Origin of the sequence: Oerskovia flava (genome assembly GCF_026163685.1) — a bacterium.
In the GTDB taxonomy this organism is placed as follows: domain Bacteria; phylum Actinomycetota; class Actinomycetes; order Actinomycetales; family Cellulomonadaceae; genus Oerskovia_A; species Oerskovia_A flava.
Map to the genome: position 1 here is coordinate 122,453 of NZ_JAOXSR010000011.1, position 16,871 is coordinate 139,323.

Sequence of the window (16,871 nt, forward strand, 5' to 3'; positions counted from 1 at the left end):
CAGCACCCCCCGTCCCGCCGGACGCCCCGAGCTCCGCCAACGGTGGCTCATGGCCGTGGCGGTCGCGGTCCTCGCGGTCTTCACGGGGCGTCTGGTCCAGGTGCAGGTCGTCGAGGCGTCCGCGCTCGCGCAGGACGCCCTCGATACCCGGCTGGCGACCTCGACGACGCTCGCTCACCGCGGGGACATCACGGACGCCGACGGCGTGGTGCTCGCCACGTCGGTCGAGCGTTACACGGTCGTGGCCGACCAGAAGACGATCGCGGAGTTCACCCCCAGCGCCGGCCACGTCGTCGACGGCGAGCCGTTGACCGAGAGCGGTCCGGTGGGCCTCGCCAAGCTCCTTTCGCCGGTGCTCGGCGTGCCCGCGCCCGAGCTCGCGGCCGATCTCGCGGTGCAGGGCGACGCGCCGAACCGCGCCAAGGTGCTGCAGCGCAACGTGGTCCCGGAGGTCCAGCGCGAGATCGCGAACCTCGGCGTGCGGGCTTATATCAGCACCAACCTCGTCGCGCAGCGCACCTACCCGGCGGGGAACGTGGCGGGGAACCTGGTGGGCTTCGTCAACTCCGAGCAGGAGGGCATGGGCGGGCTCGAGTCGCAGTACGACGAGCTCCTGAGCGGCACGTCCGGCTCGGAGCTGTACGAGCGTGGCCGTGACGGGCCACGCATCCCCACGGGCGTCCGGGAGAGCGTCGAGGCGCGACCCGGCGACGACCTTCAGCTCTCCATCAGCTGGAACATCCAGTGGAAGGCCCAGGACGCGTTGGACGCCGCCGTGGCGGAGACGGGCGCCGAGTACGGGATCGTCGTGGTCGAGGAGATCGCGACGGGCCGGATCATCACGCTTGCGGACTCGGGGACGATCGACCCCAACGACCGCAGCACCAGCGCCGTGGCGGACCCGAGTCGTGCGGTGTCCAACATCTTCGACCCTGGCTCCACGAGCAAGGTGATCACCATGGCGGCCGCGCTCGAAGGCGGGTACGCCACGGCGGACTCGCAGTTCGAGGTCCCGTACATGTACACGACGTCGAACGGCCAGACCTTCCGCGACTCCCACGAGCACGGTCTTGAGCGGCTGACGCTCGCCGGTGTGCTCGCCGACTCGTCCAACACGGGCACCGTCCAGATCGGTGAGCGAATCCCCAAGCAGGTCCGGCACGACTACCTCAGCGCGTTCGGCCTGGGTCAGATGTCCGGCCTCGACCTCCCGGGCGAGTCGGCGGGTATCCTCCACCCGGCCGACGAGTGGGACGGCCGAACCGAGTACGCCGTGCTCTTCGGGCAAGGGCTGTCGGTCAACGCCGTCCAGGCCACCCACGTGTTCTCGACGATCGCGAACGGCGGCGTCCGCATGCCGATGCGACTGGTGGACGGGAGCACGGCCGCCGACGGGACGTTCACCCCGATCGGCGCGGGGGACGGCACCCGCGTCGTCTCCGAGGAGACGGCGGACACCGTGCTGCAGATGATGGAGGCGGTCGTCGAGGAGGGCACCGGCAGCTCGGCGAGCATCCCCGGCTACCGCGTCGCGGGCAAGACCGGGACGGCGGAGGCCGCCGGGCCGGACGGGCGGCTGTCGGGGATCATGGCGTCGTTCATCGGCGTCGCGCCCGCCGACGACCCGCAGTACACGGTGTCGGTCTTCCTCAAGGACCCGCGGACCTCGATCTTCGGCGGTGTCGTCGCCGCGCCCGTCTTCAGCGAGGTCATGGGGTTCACGCTGCAGCACATGGAGGTCCCTCCGAGCCGCGTGCCCTACGAGCCCCTCGCGACCACGTGGTGAAGGGCCCGGTGAAGGTCCCGTGAAGCGTCCCGAGGGCGAGTGCGCGGCGACCGGCGCACCCACCGGCGCACGGTAGGTTCTACCCGTGACGACCCCGACCACCCCGCTCGACCGCATCCGGCCCACGACGACCCCTCGGCGCCGGGTGCGTGACCTGGCCGAGCACTTCTCGCTGGCCTCCGCGACGTCGTCGGGAACCGGTCTTCCCGCGGACGCCGAGGTCTGGTCGGTCGCCTCCGACAACCGCGTGGTGACCACCGGCGACCTGTTCGTGGCCCTCCCGGGCGAGCGGGTCCACGGCGCGACGTTCGTCCCGGCGGCGGTCGCGGCCGGGGCGCACGCGGTGCTGACGGACCTGCGGGGCGCCGAGCTGGTCGCCGCCCACGGGGGGACGACGGTGCCGGTGCTCGTGTGCGAGGACCCGCGGGCGCTCCTCGGGCCGGTCGCCGCCTGGGTCTACGACACCCCGGCCCGCCACCTGACGACCTTCGCGGTGACCGGGACCAACGGCAAGACCACGACGACCTATCTTGTCGACCACGTGCTGCGCGCGCACGGCTGGAAGGGCGGGCTGATCGGGACGGTGGAGATGCGCTCGGGGGACCGCGTGCTGCCGAGCCGGCTGACGACCCCGGAGGCCGCCGACCTGCAAGCACTCCTGGCCGCGATGCACGAGGACGGCGTGCGTACGCTCGCCATGGAGGTCTCGTCGCACGCGCTCGCCCTGCACCGGGTCGACGGCACGGTTTTCGACGTCGCGGGATTCACGAACCTCAGCCAGGACCACCTCGACTTCCACGGTGACCTCCAGGAGTACTTCGACGCCAAGGCCGCCCTGTTCACGCCCGCGCACGCGCGGCGGGGGGTCGTCGTCGTCGACGACGCCTGGGGGGAGCGGCTGTCCCAGGTGGCCACGATCCCCGTCGCGACGCTGCGGGTGGCGCCCGCAGCCGCCGAGGTACCGGTGGCGGACTGGACGGTGACCGACACCCGCCCGCAGTCCACGGGCACCGCCTTCACCCTACGCCACCGTGACGGCAGGTCCGTGAGCACCGCCACGACCCTCCCCGGCGGGTTCAACGTCGCCAACGCCGCGCTCGCCCTGGCGATGGTGCTCGAGGCAGGCGTCGACGAGCGTGATCTCGCCCGTGCGCTGGACGCCGTCGGCGGGCTGAGCGCCGCGGTGCCGGGACGGATGGAGGTGGTCGCGGCCGAGCCTCGCGTCGTCGTCGACTTCGCCCACAACACCGACGCCCTCGAGCTCGCCCTCGCAGCGCTGCGCCCGACGACCGCCGGCCGTCTCGTCGTGGTCTTCGGTGCCACGGGGGACCGGGACAAGGGCAAGCGGCCCAGCATGGGCGCCGTCGCGGTCGAGGGCGCGGACGTCGTCGTCGTGACCGACGACGACCCGCACGGCGAGGACCCGGCGGCGATCCGGGCCGAGGTCCTCGAGGGGGCGCTCGCGGCGCGCGAGAGTGCGATGCACGGCCCCGACCCGCGGCCGGTCGAGGTCCTCGAGGCGGCGCCGCGCGCGAGCGCGATCCACCAGGCGATCCTCGGGGCCTCCGCGGGCGACACCGTGCTGGTCGCCGGCCGTGGGCACGAGGTCTGGCAGGAGATCGCCGGGGTCGACCACCCGCTCGACGACCGGGTCGAGGCGCGGGCGGCGGTCGCGGGACGAGGCGACCGACGGCTGGGCGACCGGGTCGCGGTCGCCGACGAGACGAGAGAGCACTGATGCACCACCACGAGCTGAAGGAGCACCACGGATGATCGCGCTGACTGCGGCGGAGGTCGCCGCAGCGACCGGCGGGCGGGTCGTCGCCGACCCCACGGTGACGGTGACCGGTCCGGTCGTCGTCGACTCGCGGCTCGCCGGGCCGGGCGCCCTGTTCGTCGCGCTCGCGGGCGAGCACGTCGACGGCCACGACTACGCCGACGTGGCCGTCGGTCGAGGTGCACACCTCGTCCTGGCGGAGCGGGAGCTCGACGTGCCGTGCGTGGTGGTGGACGACGTCCAGCGTGCGCTCGGTGAGCTCGCCCGCGAGGTGCTCGTGCGCCTGCGTGCCGCGGGCGACCTGCGGGTCGTCGCGGTGACCGGCTCCGTCGGCAAGACGACGACGAAGGATCTGCTGGGCCAGCTGCTCGGCGCCGAGGGCGCGACCGTGGTCCCACGCGGGTCGTTCAACAACGAGATCGGCCTGCCCCTCACCGTGCTCGAGGCCGACGAGTCCACGCGCTTCCTCGTTCTCGAGATGGGTGCCAGCGGGGCGGGCCACCTGACGTACCTGACGCGGATCGCGCCGCCGGACGTCGCGGTCGTGCTGACGGTCGGCGCGGCCCACCTCGGCGAGTTCGGCGGGATCGAGGCCGTCGCGGCCGCGAAGGCGGAGATCGTGGCAGGCCTTGCCCCCGGGGGTACCGCGGTGCTCAACGCCGACGACCTGCGGGTCGTCGCGATGCGTGAGGGAGCCCCGGGCGACGTCGTGACCTTCGGGACGATCCCGACCGCGGACGTGCGAGCGCAGGACATCCGCATCTCCCGCCAGGGCACGGTCTCGTTCGTGCTGCGCGTGCGCCAGGGCTCGCCCACGGAGGCCGACGAGGTGCTGGCGCCGGTCGACCTGCAGCTCGTCGGCGAGCACCACCTCACCAACGCCCTGGCGGCTGCGGCGGCGACGCTGCGCCTCGGTCTTGACCCGCAGGCCGTCGCGTCGCGGCTCACCGCCGCGCGGGCGCTGAGTCCGCACCGGATGCAGGTGACCGAGCGGCCCGACGGGATCACGGTGATCGACGACTCGTACAACGCCAACCCAGACTCCATGCGGGCCGCGCTCAAGGCGCTCGCCGTGATGGCCGGCAGGGAGCGGCGCTCGGTCGCCGTGCTGGGCGAGATGCTCGAGCTCGGCCCCGACTCGAGGACCGCGCACGACGAGATCGGTCGGCTCGTCGTGCGGCTGAACATCAAGCAGCTCGTCGTCGTCGGCGACGGCGCGGGCGGCATCCACGACGGCGCGACCCAGGAAGGGTCGTGGGGCGACGAGTCGGTCTTCGTCTCGGACGTGCGCGCCGCCTCCGCCGTGCTGGCCGACGAGCTGCGCCCCGGCGACGTTGTCCTCGTCAAGGCCTCGAACGGCTCCGGCCTGTGGCGCCTGGGCGACGAGCTGGCGGAGCAAGGCTCCGCCGCCGTGGAGGGGGGCCGCGCATGATCGCCATCCTCGTCGCGGCGAGCGCGTCGCTCGCGGTCGCGCTGCTCGGCACGCCGCTGTTCATCCGGTTCCTCGTGCACCGCAACTACGGGCAGTTCGTCCGTCAGGACGGCCCGACCGCGCACTTCACCAAGCGCGGTACCCCGACGATGGGCGGGGTGGTGATCATCGGGGCGACGCTCATCGGCTGGGCGATCTCCTACGTGGTCTCCTCGCTGCTGTCGGGCGAGAGCCGGACACCGAGCATCTCCGCGATCCTCGTGCTCTTCCTCATGACGGGACTCGGGCTCGTCGGCTTCCTCGACGACTTCACCAAGATCAAGAAGCAGCGCAGTCTCGGCCTGTCCGCGCGGGCGAAGATCCTCGGCCAGGGGATCATCGGCGTCACGTTCGCCGTGCTCGCGCTGCAGTTCCCGAACCAGAACGGGCGTACTCCGGCCTCCACCCGGATCTCGTTCCTGCGGGACACGAACCTCGACCTCGCGTTCGCCGGGGTCACGGTCGGCCTCATCCTGTTCGTGATCTGGGCGAACTTCCTCATCACCGCCTGGTCGAACGCGGTGAACCTCACCGACGGTCTCGACGGTCTCGCGACGGGCGTCTCGCTCATCGTCTTCGGTGCCTACATCCTCGTGAGCATCTGGCAGCTCAACCAGAGCTGCCAGATCCTCGCGTCCGCGGGTCCGCGCTGCTACGAGGTGCGCGATCCCCAGGACCTCGCCATCGTCGCCGCCGCCATCATGGGCGCGTGCTTCGGCTTCCTGTGGTGGAACGCGAGCCCCGCGAAGATCTTCATGGGAGACACGGGATCGCTCGCACTGGGTGGCGCGCTCGCCGGTCTGTCGATCCTGTCGCGGACCGAGATCCTCGCCGCGATCATCGGTGGCCTGCTCGTGATCATCGTCATGTCGGACGTCATCCAGATCGGCTTCTTCAAGATGACGGGCCGGCGGGTGTTCAAGATGGCGCCGCTGCACCACCACTTCGAGCTCTCCGGGTGGGGTGAGGTGACGATCGTCATCAGGTTCTGGCTCATCGCCGGGCTGTTCGCAGGGCTCGGGATGGGGATCTTCTACGCCGAGTGGGTGGTCGGCTAGTGGGTGCGCACGACGCCGCACCGGTCGTCGACCCCGCAGTGCCCCTGAACGAGGCGCACGTGCTGGTCGCCGGGCTGGGGGTGTCCGGGCGTGCTGTCGTGGCCGCGCTCGACGGCCGGGCCGGGAGGGTCACGACCGTCGACCGCTCGGCACCCGACGCGGACGCCCCGGATGCGGACCCCACCATGCTCGACTCGGTCGACCTGGTGATCGCCTCACCGGGCTGGGCGCCGTCGAGCCCGCTCCTTGAGGCCGCCGCCGCCCGGGGCATCCCGGTGTGGAGCGAGGTCGAGCTGGCCTGGCGGCTGCGGGTGCCGCGCGCCGGGACGAGCACCCCGGCGAGCTGGCTCGCCGTGACCGGGACGAACGGCAAGACGACGACCGTCGAGATGCTCGAGTCGATCCTGCGCGCCGCGGGCCTGCGCGCGGTGGCCGTGGGGAACGTCGGCCCCCCCGTCGTCAGCGCGGCGCTCGACCCGATGCTGGACGTCCTGGCGGTCGAGCTGTCGAGCTTCCAGCTCCACTCGACCCACTCGATGTCCGTGCAGGCGGGTGCGGTGCTCAACATCGCGCCCGACCACCTCGACTGGCACGGCGGCCTCGACGCCTACGCGGCGGACAAGGGGCGGGTCTACGAGCGTGCCGAGGTCGCGTGCGTCTACAACGTCGCCGACCCCCGGACCGAGGACCTGGTGCGTGCCGCCGACGTCGTCGAGGGCGCCCGCGCGGTCGGCTTCACGCTGGGCGCGCCACGGCCCTCGCAGCTCGGGCTCGTCGAGGACGTGCTCGTCGACCGGGCGTTCCACGCGGCGGCGGACGACCCCGCCCGGCTCACCCACGCCCAGGAGCTGGCGACCTTCGCGGACCTCGGCCACCTCGCAGGACCGGACGGCACCGTGCCTGCCCACGTCGTGGCGAACGCGCTCGCCGCGGCGGCGCTCGCGCGGGCCCACGGAGTCGGAGCGGCGGCCGTGCGCGACGGGCTGCGGACCTTCCGGCCGGGCGGGCACCGCATCGAGCAGGTCGCGGTCGTGGACGGCGTGGCCTACGTCGACGACTCGAAGGCGACCAACGCCCACGCGGCTGCGGCGTCCCTCGCGTCGTTCGAGCGGGGGACCGTGGTGTGGATCGCGGGCGGTCTGGCCAAGGGCGCGACGTTCGACGAGCTGGTCGCGACCCGTGCCGACCGGCTCCGTGCCGTCGTGCTCATCGGGGTCGACCAGGCGCCGATGCGGGACGCGCTCGCTCGACACGCTCCCGATATCCCCGTCGTGGCGGTCGATCCTGGGGAGACTGGGACGGTGATGCGCCGAGCCGTCGAACGATCCCGTGAGCTCGCCGAGGCGGGCGGCACGGTGCTGCTCGCGCCGGCCTGCGCGTCCATGGACCAGTTCCGCTCGTACGCGGAGCGCGGCGAGGCGTTCGCGACCGCCGTCCGTGACCTGCACACCCCCGAGGTGCCTACCGGACCGGAGGGGTAGCCCCCATGGCCCAGACCACGAGCCGTCGCCCGGCGACGGACGCCCGGGCGGGGACGGTGAGGCGCCCGGTGCGGCGCGGCTCGACGACGTCGACCGCCTCGAAGTCGGCGGGCTCGACGGCCGCTGCGCGGTCTCCGGCGCGCTCGTCGACGACGCGCGGGAGCGCATCCCGGACGCCTCGCGCGGCGACCGAGCGCGCCCGGCGCCCGGAGACTGCGAGCTCTCGGCCGTGGCTCGGTCAGTGGAACAGCACCGTCACGAGCTACTACCTGCTGATCGGCGCGACGACGCTGCTCGCCGTCATCGGTCTCGTCATGGTCCTGTCGAGCTCGGCGGTCACGTCGATCTCGGACGGCTCGTCGGCGTACGGGGTCTTCTTGCGGCAGGCGCAGTTCGCGCTCATCGGTGTCCCCCTGATGATCGTGGCCACCCGCCTGCCGGTGACGTTCTACCGGCGGTTCTCGTGGGTCTTCCTCCTGGGCGCGCTCGGCCTGCAGATGCTCGTCTTCACGCCCTTGGCGCGCGGCGAGGGCGGCAACACGGGCTGGGTCTACGTGGCCGGCATCTCGTTCCAGCCGGCCGAGTTCGCCAAGCTCGCCCTCGCGGTGTGGCTCGGGGCGGTCCTCGGGCGCAAGCAGCGCCTGCTGGGCAGCTGGAGCCATGCGCTGATCCCCGCCGCGCCTGGTGTACTGCTGGTGTTCGGCCTCGTCATGGCGGGTCACGACCTCGGGACCGCGCTGGTCGTCGCTCTCCTCGCGGCCGGCGCCTTCTTCGTCGCGGGCATCGACCTCCGGTTGTTCGTCGGCGCTGCCGTCGTGGGCGCCGCGGCGATCGTCGGGTTCTTCGTCGTGGGACAGGCCGGCAGCAACCGCATGGAGCGCATCGCGTCGACCTACGGCGCCGCGTGCGACACCGCGAACGAGTGCTACCAGTCCCAGCACGGCCTGTGGGCCCTGGGCACCGGAGGGTTCAGCGGCGTCGGCCTCGGCGCGAGCCGCGAGAAGTGGAACTACCTGCCCGCGGCGCACAACGACTTCATCTTCTCCGTGATCGGCGAGGAGCTCGGGCTGCTCGGGACGCTGCTCGTGCTCGCGCTGTTCGCCGTGCTCGGCCTGGCGATGAGCCGCGTCGTGCGCCGGCACCCCGACCCGTTCGTGAAGATCACGACCGCGGCGATCGCCTGCTGGGTCGTCGGCCAGGCGTTCATCAACATCGGCGTGGTCATCGGCCTGCTGCCCGTGATCGGCATCCCCCTGCCGCTGGTCTCCGCGGGAGGGTCGGCGCTCATCGTCACGCTGATCGCCATGGGCGTCGTCATCTCGTTCGCGCGCACCGAGCCGGGCGCCGCGGAGGCGCTCGCCGCCCGGGGCAGCGTCGTGCGCAGGTCGCTCGGCGTCGTCGGGCGGGCGGGACGTGCCGGGCGCGCACGGATGCGACGCCGGTGATGACGGTGACGACGACGTGACGGCGCCGGCCGGCACGAGGCACTTCTGCAGCAGTCCAGCACAAGACGAAGACAGGTGACGACGTACGTGGTGAGTTCAGCAGTTCTGGCGGGCGGCGGTACGGCCGGGCACGTCAACCCCCTCCTCGCGGTGGCCGACGAGCTCCGCGAGCGTGACCCCGACGTCGCCATCACGGTGCTCGGGACGGCCAACGGGCTCGAGAGCGAGCTCGTCCCGGCACGCGGCTACCCGCTGCGACACGTGCCGCGGGTCCCGATGCCGCGTCGTCCGAGCGCCGAGTGGGTCTCGCTCCCGGGCCGGTTCAAGGCGGCCGTCGAGGCGGCCGGGGCGGTCATCGACGAGTCGCGCGCCCAGGTCGTCGTCGGTTTCGGCGGCTACGTCTCGACGCCTGCCTACGTGGCGGCGCACCGACGCGGTGTCCCGATCGTCATCCACGAGCAGAACGCCCGTCCGGGTCTCGCGAACCGCGCGGGGGCCCGGTGGGCCGCACGCATCGGGGTCACGTTCCCGGACACGCCGCTGCGGGGAGGCGAGGTCACCGGCCTGCCGCTGCGGCGGGAGATCGCCGAGCTCGTGCGCGCGCGGGCCGTCGACGCCCGGGCCGCGCGGGCCGCCGCCGCGCAGGAGCTCGGCCTCGACGCCGGCCTGAGCACGGTCGTGGTGACCGGGGGGTCGCTCGGTGCGCTGAGCCTCAACACGGCCGTGTCCGGGGCGGTCGGCGACCTGCTCGCGGCGGGCGCACAGGTGCTGCACCTCACCGGCAAGGGCAAGGGGGACGCCGTCCGCGAGGAGCTGGGCCGCGCGGTCGCGGCGGGGACCGTCCCGACCGCGCTCGTCGGCCGGTACGACGTGCGGGAGTACCTCGGCGAGATGCACCTCGCCTACGCCGTCGCCGACCTCGTGGTGTGCCGCTCGGGTGCGGGCACCGTGAGCGAGCTCGCCGCCCTCGGGATCCCCGCCGTCTACGTGCCGCTGCCGGTCGGTAACGGCGAGCAGCGGCTCAACGCCGCACCGGTGGTCGACGCCGGGGGTGGGCTCCTGATCGACGACGAGCAGCTGTCGAGCACGTGGGTCGCCGAGCAGGTGCCCGCCCTCGTCGCAGACCCGCAACGGCTCGCGGCCATGGCGTCCGCCGCGGCCGGCGCCGGTGTGCGGGACGGTGCGCAGCGCGTCGCCGACCTCGTCGAGGCCGCCGTCGCCGAGCAGGCCGGCCGTGGCTGACGGCGGGCAGGGCGCCCCGGTGGCCCTTGCGGACCTCGGGCGCACGCACCTCGTCGGGATCGGCGGCGCCGGGATGTCGGTCGTGGCGCGGCTGCTCGCCGCGAGGGGGGTGCAGGTCCAGGGGGCCGACGCCCGCGCGGGCGCGGTGCTCGACGAGCTGCGGGACGCCGGCCTCACGGTGTGGGTGGGGCACGAGGCCGACCACGTCGCGGGGGTCGACACCGTCGTGGTCTCGAGCGCCGTCCGCGAGGACAACCCCGAGCTGGCGGCGGCCCGCGCCGCGGGGACGCGCGTCCTGCACCGGTCCGAGGCGCTCGCCGCGCTCATGGTGGGTCGGCGGTCCGTCGCGGTGGCCGGCGCGCACGGCAAGACGACGACGTCGGCGATGGTCGCCACGATCCTGCGGGCGGCCGGTCTCGACCCGACCTTCGCGATCGGCGGCACGGTCGTCACGGCCGACGGGCCGGTCCCGGGGGGCCACCTGGGCACGGGGGCGGTACTGGTTGCCGAGGCGGACGAGTCCGACGGGTCGTTCCTCAACTACGCGCCGACGATCGGTGTCGTGACGAACGTCGAGCCGGACCACCTGGACCACTACGGCTCGCGCGAGGCCTTCGAGCGGGCCTTCGTCGCGTTCGCCGCGCGCATCGTCCCGGGCGGGACACTCGTGGCGTGCGCGGACGACCCGGGTGCGCGTGCCCTGGCCGCCGCACACCGGGAGACCGGCGGGACGGTGCTCACCTACGGGACGCACCCGGACGTCGACCTCCGGGTGCGCGACGTCGTCCCGGACGGTGCGCACGGTCTGCTCGCCCGGCTGGACCTCGGCGAGGACACCACGGAGCTCGCGCTCCGGGTGCCGGGCCTGCACAACGCGCTCAACGCGGCGGCCGCCGTCGCGGTCGCGACGCTCCTGGGCGTCGGGCTCACCGAGGCCGCGCGCGGTGCGGGGGAGTTCCTCGGCACCGGGCGGCGGTTCGACCCGCGCGGCGAGGCGGCCGGGGTGCGTGTCGTCGACGACTACGCGCACCACCCCACCGAGGTGGCGGCGCTGCTCGCGGCCGCGCGGCCGGTCGCCGGGACCGGGCGGGTCCTGGTCCTCTTCCAGCCGCACCTGTACTCCCGGACGCGTCAGTTCGCGCAGGAGTTCGCCGACGCGCTCGGTGCCGCCGACGAGGTCGTGGTGACCGGTGTCTACGCGGCCCGCGAGGAGCTCGACCCGACGGTGGATGCGTCGACCGTCGTCGACCGGATGCCACCGGGCCGGGGGCGCGCCGTCGCCGACCGGCTCGAGGCCGCGGCGGTCGTCGCCGCCCTGGCGCGCGCTGGCGACCTCGTGCTGACGGTCGGCGCGGGTGACGTCACCGAGCTGGGCCCGGTGATCCTCGCCGCGCTCGGGGAGCGGTCGGACTGATGCGCCCGCCCGCCCGACCGCGGCCGGCGTCCCGCCCTGCCCCTCGGTCCGCTCCTCGCCCGGCCGGCGAGCGGACCGACACCGGTGCGGTGCCACGACAGGCCGGCAAGCCCGCGGCACGCAAGAAGCCGACGGTGCCTGCCGCCGGCGACCCGATCCCGTTCCCCACGGGCCGCGACGTCGAGCGCGTCCGCCGTGGCACGGGCGCGACTCCTGTCGGCCCGACCCCGGCCGCGCGCCGCGCGGCCGAGTCGCCCGCCCGTCCGGGAGTGGTCAGTCTCGGGATGGCGGAGCGCCTCGCCGAGCGGTCGGCGATGCGCAGGCACCGGATCTGGCGGCGGGCGCTGGCATGGACGGCGGGCGCCGTCGCGCTGGGCGCGGCGGTCTGGGTGGTGTTCTGGTCCCCGGTCCTGGGCGCCGACCCTGCCGAGGTGAAGATCTCGGGGGAGGGGACGGTCATCGATCTCGCGGAGGTCGAGGCCGTCGTCGCGCAGGTCGACGGGGTGCCGCTGCCACGCCTGGACACGCTGGCGCTGCGCGAGGAGATCATGGCCCTCAACGGTGTGCGCGACGTGCAGATCCTGCGCGCCTGGCCGGACGGGCTCGACGTCGTCCTGCAGTCGCGCGAGCCCGTCGCGGCGGTGCCGGTCGACGGTGCCTTCGCGCTGCTGGACCAGGAGGGTGTGCGGGTCGCGACCACCGACGCCGTACCCGACGGGCTGCCCGAGATCGACGCACCGCTCGACGAGACGGGAGCGAGGTCGCTGCACGCGGCGCTGGTGGTCCTTGGGGCGCTGCCGCGGGAGCTGCAACTCGAGGTGGAGGAGGTCTCGGCCGCGACGCAGGACGCCGTCGTCATGACGCTGCGGGACGGAGCGGTCGTCGAGTGGGGGAGCTCGCAGGACGCTGCCCTGAAGATCGAGGTGCTCACCATGCTGCGCTCCCTGCCGGAGAACGAGGACGTGGAGTTCTACGACGTCTCGGCCCCGACGCTGCCGATCACCCGCTGACGAGGCCGACCGGCCGACGAATCTGCCGACAACTTGCCGACACGCGCAGGCGGGTCGTTGATAGGACCACGACGGGCACCTACCGTCGACACAGAGCACAACCTGACATAACTATAACCCTCTAGTTGAGGGTGAAGGTTGAGGGCTACAGGATCGAGAGGCATTGACGTGGCAACTCCGCAGAACTACCTAGCAGTGATCAAGGTGGTCGGCATCGGCGGTGGTGGCGTGAACGCCGTCAACCGGATGATCGAGGTCGGCCTCAAGGGTGTCGAGTTCATCGCGATCAACACCGATGCCCAGGCACTGCTCATGTCGGACGCCGACGTCAAGCTCGACGTCGGACGTGAGCTCACCCGGGGTCTGGGTGCGGGGGCCGACCCCGAGGTCGGCAAGAAGGCCGCGGAGGACCACGCCGACGAGATCGAGGACGTGCTGCGGGGCGCCGACATGGTGTTCGTCACCGCGGGCGAGGGTGGCGGAACGGGTACCGGCGGTGCACCGGTCGTCGCGCGTATCGCGCGCTCGCTGGGTGCGCTGACGGTCGGTGTCGTGACTCGACCGTTCACGTTCGAGGGGCGACGGCGCTCGGTGCAGGCGGACCAGGGGATCGAGGCCCTGCGCAACGAGGTCGACACCCTCATCGTCATCCCCAACGACCGGTTGCTGTCCATGTCGGACCGCAGCGTGTCGGCGCTCGACGCCTTCCACTCGGCCGACCAGGTGCTGCTCTCCGGCGTCCAGGGGATCACCGACCTCATCACGACCCCCGGCCTCATCAACCTCGACTTCGCCGACGTCAAGTCGGTCATGCAGGGCGCGGGCAGCGCCCTCATGGGCATCGGGTCCGCCCGTGGCGAGGACCGCGCGGTGCAGGCGGCCGAGCTCGCGATCTCCTCTCCGTTGCTCGAGGCCTCGATCGACGGTGCGCACGGTGTGCTGCTGTCGATCCAGGGCGGCTCCGACCTGGGGCTCTTCGAGATCAACGAGGCGGCGCGCCTCGTCCACGAGGCCGCGCACACCGAGGCGAACATCATCTTCGGTGCCGTCATCGACGACGCGCTGGGCGACGAGGTGCGGGTGACCGTCATCGCCGCCGGGTTCGACGGTGGTGTGCCGCAGACCCGCAAGGACGCTCGTGGGCTCGGTCAGGTCGCGGGTGCGGGTCAGCCCGCCCCGGTCCCGTCCGCGCCGGCGGTCCCGGCGCCGGCGACCGGAGCCCACACGCTGCCGCGCCCGGTCGTCCCGATCACGACGGACGGTGATGACGTCCCCGTCACGCTCGACGGTGGTGTGACCCCGGTACCGGTCCCCGCCGCCCCGGCTCCGGCTTTCACGGTCGTCGGCGAGGAGCAGAACCACAACGCCGACGGGTCGTCCGCCGGACAGAACGGGCAGGTCGAGGTCCCCCGGATCTTCGACGAGGAGCCGGCCCGGCGCAAGGTCGAGGAGCTCGACGTTCCCGACTTCCTCAAGTAAGCACGCGTGCCCCCCCTCCCCGTCCTCACCGTCGACCTCGGTCGCGGCGTGCGCGCCGGTTTCACCGGCCGCGAGGGCGGGGAGTCGCCGTCCCCGTGGGCGAGCCTGAACCTCGGGCTCGGGGTGCACGACGACGCCGCGCGGGTCGTGCGCAACCGCGCGCGGGTGAGCGCGTGGCTGGGCGCCCCGACGACCTACGCGACCCAGGTCCACGGCGCCGACGTCCTGCGGGTCGACGGTCCGGCACCTGCCGGGGAGCACACGTGCGGCGAGGGAGACGCGCTCGTGACCACCGTGTCCGGCGTCGGCCTCGGTGTGCTGGTCGCCGACTGCGTCCCGGTGCTGCTCGCGGACCCGTTCGCCCGCGTGGTCGGCGTCGCGCACGCCGGCCGGCGTGGCGTGCACTCGGGCGTCGTGCTGCGCGCGCTCGAGGCGATGGTCGCGCTCGGTGCGTCGCCCTCCCGCGTGCGTGCGGTCGTCGGGCCGTGCGCGTGCGGACGGTGCTACGAGGTGCCCGACGCGATGCGGGCCGAGGTCGCGACCCGCCGTCCGGCGACGTGGTCGACGACCGAGCGGGGGACGCCCGCGCTCGACCTGCCGGCAGGTGTCGCCGCAGACCTGCGGGACGCGGGGGCGAGCGTGACGCTCCTGGACGTGTGCACCATCACCGACGAGCGCTATTTCTCCCACCGTCGCGCGAGCCGAGGCGGTACCACGACCGGTCGTTTCGCGGGCGTGATCGCCCTCGAGGCACCGGCCGAACGATGAGCGACGCGCTACAGCATCTCGCACCGTCAGGTCAACACGCCTGGGCGTGTCGTGCGCCGGTCGACGCTCGTGCTCGGTTAGCGTGATTGGACCGTCCCGGACGGTGAGTGATCAGACGTAGCCACGCAGGTTGACCACGTGGAGGACGGAGAGAGGGCGATGGCCGGAGCGCTTCGGAAGACCATGCTGTACCTGGGCCTCGCCGATGATCGCGGCGAGGGTGAGCAGGACGAGTACGTCGACGAGCTCGACGAGTTAGGGGCAGACGTGCCGCACGACTACCAGGCCCAGGTGACCCCGCTGCACCGCGCGGTCGGTCCCCGGGAGGTTCCGCAGACGAACATGTCGGCGTCCGAGCTGCGCCGGATCACCACGGTGCACCCGCGGTCCTACAACGACGCGCGGGTCATCGGCGAGGCGTTCCGCGGCGGGACGCCGGTCATCATGAACCTGTCGGACATGGACGACGCGGACGCGAAGCGTCTTGTCGACTTCTCCGCCGGCCTCATCTTCGGGCTGCACGGCGCCATCGAGCGGGTCACCAACAAGGTGTTCCTGCTGTCGCCCGAGCATGTTGAGGTGACGGCCGAGGAGAAGGCGCCCACTACCGCCGCGCCGGGTCGAGCAGGCTTCTTCAACCAGAGTTGAGCCGGAGTCTGGCACAGTTGACCCGTGATCTGGGACTTCCTTACCGGCCTGCTCTCCTTCCTGCTCTTCGTCTACCTCCTGATCCTGATCGGGAGACTCGTCCTGGACTGGGTCCAGGTCTTCGCCAGGGACTGGCGGCCTCGGGGCCTGATGCTCGTGGTCGCCGAGATCGTCTACTCGGCCACGGACCCGCCGTTGCGTGCACTGCGGCGGGTCATTCCGCCGCTCACGCTCGGTCAGGTGCGACTCGACCTCGCGTTCCTCGTGCTCTTCCTCCTCGTCTCGTTCGCGGGCGGGGTGGTCCGGAGCCTCTAGGAGCACCAGCCCGCTCGACCGGCGACCGGTCGTGGAGGCGTGGCGCCCGTCACTGGGCGCCCCGCACCGACGTCCTGAGCCGTCCCATCCCGATAAACTCCGCTACTTTGGACTGTGGTGATCGTCGAGATCGCACGGACCGACAGCGCAAACGCATTGAGGTGAACCGATGGCACTGCTGACTGCAGAGGACATCCTGAACAAGAAGTTCGCGGCGACCAAGTTCCGCGAGGGGTACGACGTCGAAGAGGTCGACGACTTCCTGGACGAGGTGGTGCGCACGCTCAACACCCTCCAGGAGGAGAACGACGGCCTCACGACGAAGCTCGCCGCCGCGGAGCGTCGGATCGCCGAGCTCAGTCGTGCAGACGCCTCGTCCCCCGCACCCGCCCCGGTGGCGCCGGAGGTGAAGCCCGCTCCTGAGCCGGTCGCACCCGCACCGGCCCCGATCTCCGCGGCGGTCACGGCCAAGACCGGTGGGAACGAGCCCGAATCCGCCACGGGTATGCTCCAGCTCGCCCAGAAGCTGCACGACGACTACGTGCGCTCCGGGCAGGACGAGGGTGACCGACTCATCGCCGAGGCGAAGGAGGAGGGTGCGCGGATCGTCCAGGAGGCCGAGGAGACGTCACACCGGACTCTCTCGCAGCTCGAGCAGGAGCGGTCGCTGCTCGAGCGCAAGATCGACGAGCTGCGGCTCTTCGAGCGGGACTACCGCACGCGCCTCAAGAGCTACCTGCAGAACCTGCTCGGCGACCTGGACAACCGTGGCAGCGCCCTGCCGCCGCGCTCCGGGTCCTCCGGGGGCCGGCCGAACGAGCTCTCGCCCGGTATCTGACGCACCACACACACCGCATCGCGGCACGACGCCGCATCGCCCGGTCGCGGCCGGTCTGCGCTCGCACCACGTCGGACATCCGGCGTGGTGTGTTGTGCGGACCGGTCGCGACGTCTACTGTCGGGCGAATTCGACCCAG

Annotated in this window: 14 protein-coding genes; all 14 read left to right on the top strand. The window is 72.7% G+C overall.

Annotation, left to right across the window (positions count from 1 at the left end; all coding sequences use genetic code 11):
- The first annotated feature begins 49 nt into the window (after nt 1–49).
- The 14 genes from OHL10_RS16530 (at nt 50) to OHL10_RS16595 (ending at nt 16,732) form a co-directional block, all read left to right on the top strand.
- Entirely contained in the window at nt 50–1,786 is a 1,737-nt protein-coding gene (locus OHL10_RS16530; protein ID WP_265523331.1) for a peptidoglycan D,D-transpeptidase FtsI family protein, read from the top strand.
- A gap of 85 nt (nt 1,787–1,871) precedes the next feature.
- A complete protein-coding gene (locus tag OHL10_RS16535) occupies nt 1,872–3,524 on the top strand; it encodes a UDP-N-acetylmuramoyl-L-alanyl-D-glutamate--2,6-diaminopimelate ligase (RefSeq protein WP_265523332.1) in 1,653 nt (550 codons plus the stop codon).
- A 31-nt stretch (nt 3,525–3,555) separates the two neighbouring features.
- Nucleotides 3,556–4,995: a UDP-N-acetylmuramoyl-tripeptide--D-alanyl-D-alanine ligase gene (locus tag OHL10_RS16540; RefSeq protein WP_265523333.1), complete on the top strand. Its 1,440-nt coding sequence runs from the start codon at nt 3,556–3,558 to the stop codon at nt 4,993–4,995.
- Nucleotides 4,992–6,092, top strand: coding sequence for a phospho-N-acetylmuramoyl-pentapeptide-transferase (mraY, locus tag OHL10_RS16545; RefSeq protein WP_265523334.1), 1,101 nt, complete (start codon nt 4,992–4,994; stop codon nt 6,090–6,092). Before OHL10_RS16540 ends, mraY begins: the two co-directional genes overlap by 4 nt.
- Nucleotides 6,092–7,573, top strand: a complete 1,482-nt coding sequence (gene murD, locus OHL10_RS16550) for a UDP-N-acetylmuramoyl-L-alanine--D-glutamate ligase (protein ID WP_265523335.1) — start codon at nt 6,092–6,094, stop codon at nt 7,571–7,573. The genes mraY and murD overlap by 1 nt, the downstream gene beginning before the upstream one ends.
- A gap of 5 nt (nt 7,574–7,578) precedes the next feature.
- Nucleotides 7,579–9,018, top strand: a complete 1,440-nt coding sequence (ftsW, locus tag OHL10_RS16555) for a putative lipid II flippase FtsW (RefSeq protein ID WP_265523336.1) — start codon at nt 7,579–7,581, stop codon at nt 9,016–9,018.
- 87 nt (nt 9,019–9,105) lie between these two features.
- Nucleotides 9,106–10,260 (top strand): undecaprenyldiphospho-muramoylpentapeptide beta-N-acetylglucosaminyltransferase, encoded by a 1,155-nt coding sequence (gene murG / locus OHL10_RS16560; RefSeq protein WP_425499032.1) that lies wholly within the window; start codon nt 9,106–9,108, stop codon nt 10,258–10,260.
- Nucleotides 10,261–10,333: 73 nt separating this feature from the next.
- The gene (murC, locus tag OHL10_RS16565) at nt 10,334–11,674 is read left to right on the top strand and encodes a UDP-N-acetylmuramate--L-alanine ligase (protein WP_265523395.1); all 1,341 of its coding nucleotides are present in this window, start codon (nt 10,334–10,336) and stop codon (nt 11,672–11,674) included.
- Between the two features lie 89 nt (nt 11,675–11,763).
- On the top strand, nt 11,764–12,684 hold the full coding sequence (locus OHL10_RS16570) for a cell division protein FtsQ/DivIB (RefSeq protein WP_265523338.1): 921 nt from the start codon (nt 11,764–11,766) through the stop codon (nt 12,682–12,684).
- Between the two features lie 168 nt (nt 12,685–12,852).
- A complete protein-coding gene (gene ftsZ / locus OHL10_RS16575; protein WP_265523339.1) occupies nt 12,853–14,163 on the top strand; it encodes a cell division protein FtsZ in 1,311 nt (436 codons plus the stop codon).
- Nucleotides 14,164–14,169: 6 nt separating this feature from the next.
- Entirely contained in the window at nt 14,170–14,931 is a 762-nt protein-coding gene (gene pgeF, locus OHL10_RS16580; protein ID WP_265523340.1) for a peptidoglycan editing factor PgeF, read from the top strand.
- A gap of 159 nt (nt 14,932–15,090) precedes the next feature.
- On the top strand, nt 15,091–15,579 hold the full coding sequence (locus OHL10_RS16585; protein WP_265523341.1) for a cell division protein SepF: 489 nt from the start codon (nt 15,091–15,093) through the stop codon (nt 15,577–15,579).
- A 24-nt stretch (nt 15,580–15,603) separates the two neighbouring features.
- Nucleotides 15,604–15,894 (top strand): YggT family protein, encoded by a 291-nt coding sequence (locus OHL10_RS16590; RefSeq protein ID WP_265523342.1) that lies wholly within the window; start codon nt 15,604–15,606, stop codon nt 15,892–15,894.
- A gap of 169 nt (nt 15,895–16,063) precedes the next feature.
- Nucleotides 16,064–16,732, top strand: a complete 669-nt coding sequence (locus tag OHL10_RS16595) for a DivIVA domain-containing protein (protein WP_265523343.1) — start codon at nt 16,064–16,066, stop codon at nt 16,730–16,732.
- Nucleotides 16,733–16,871: the final 139 nt, after the last annotated feature.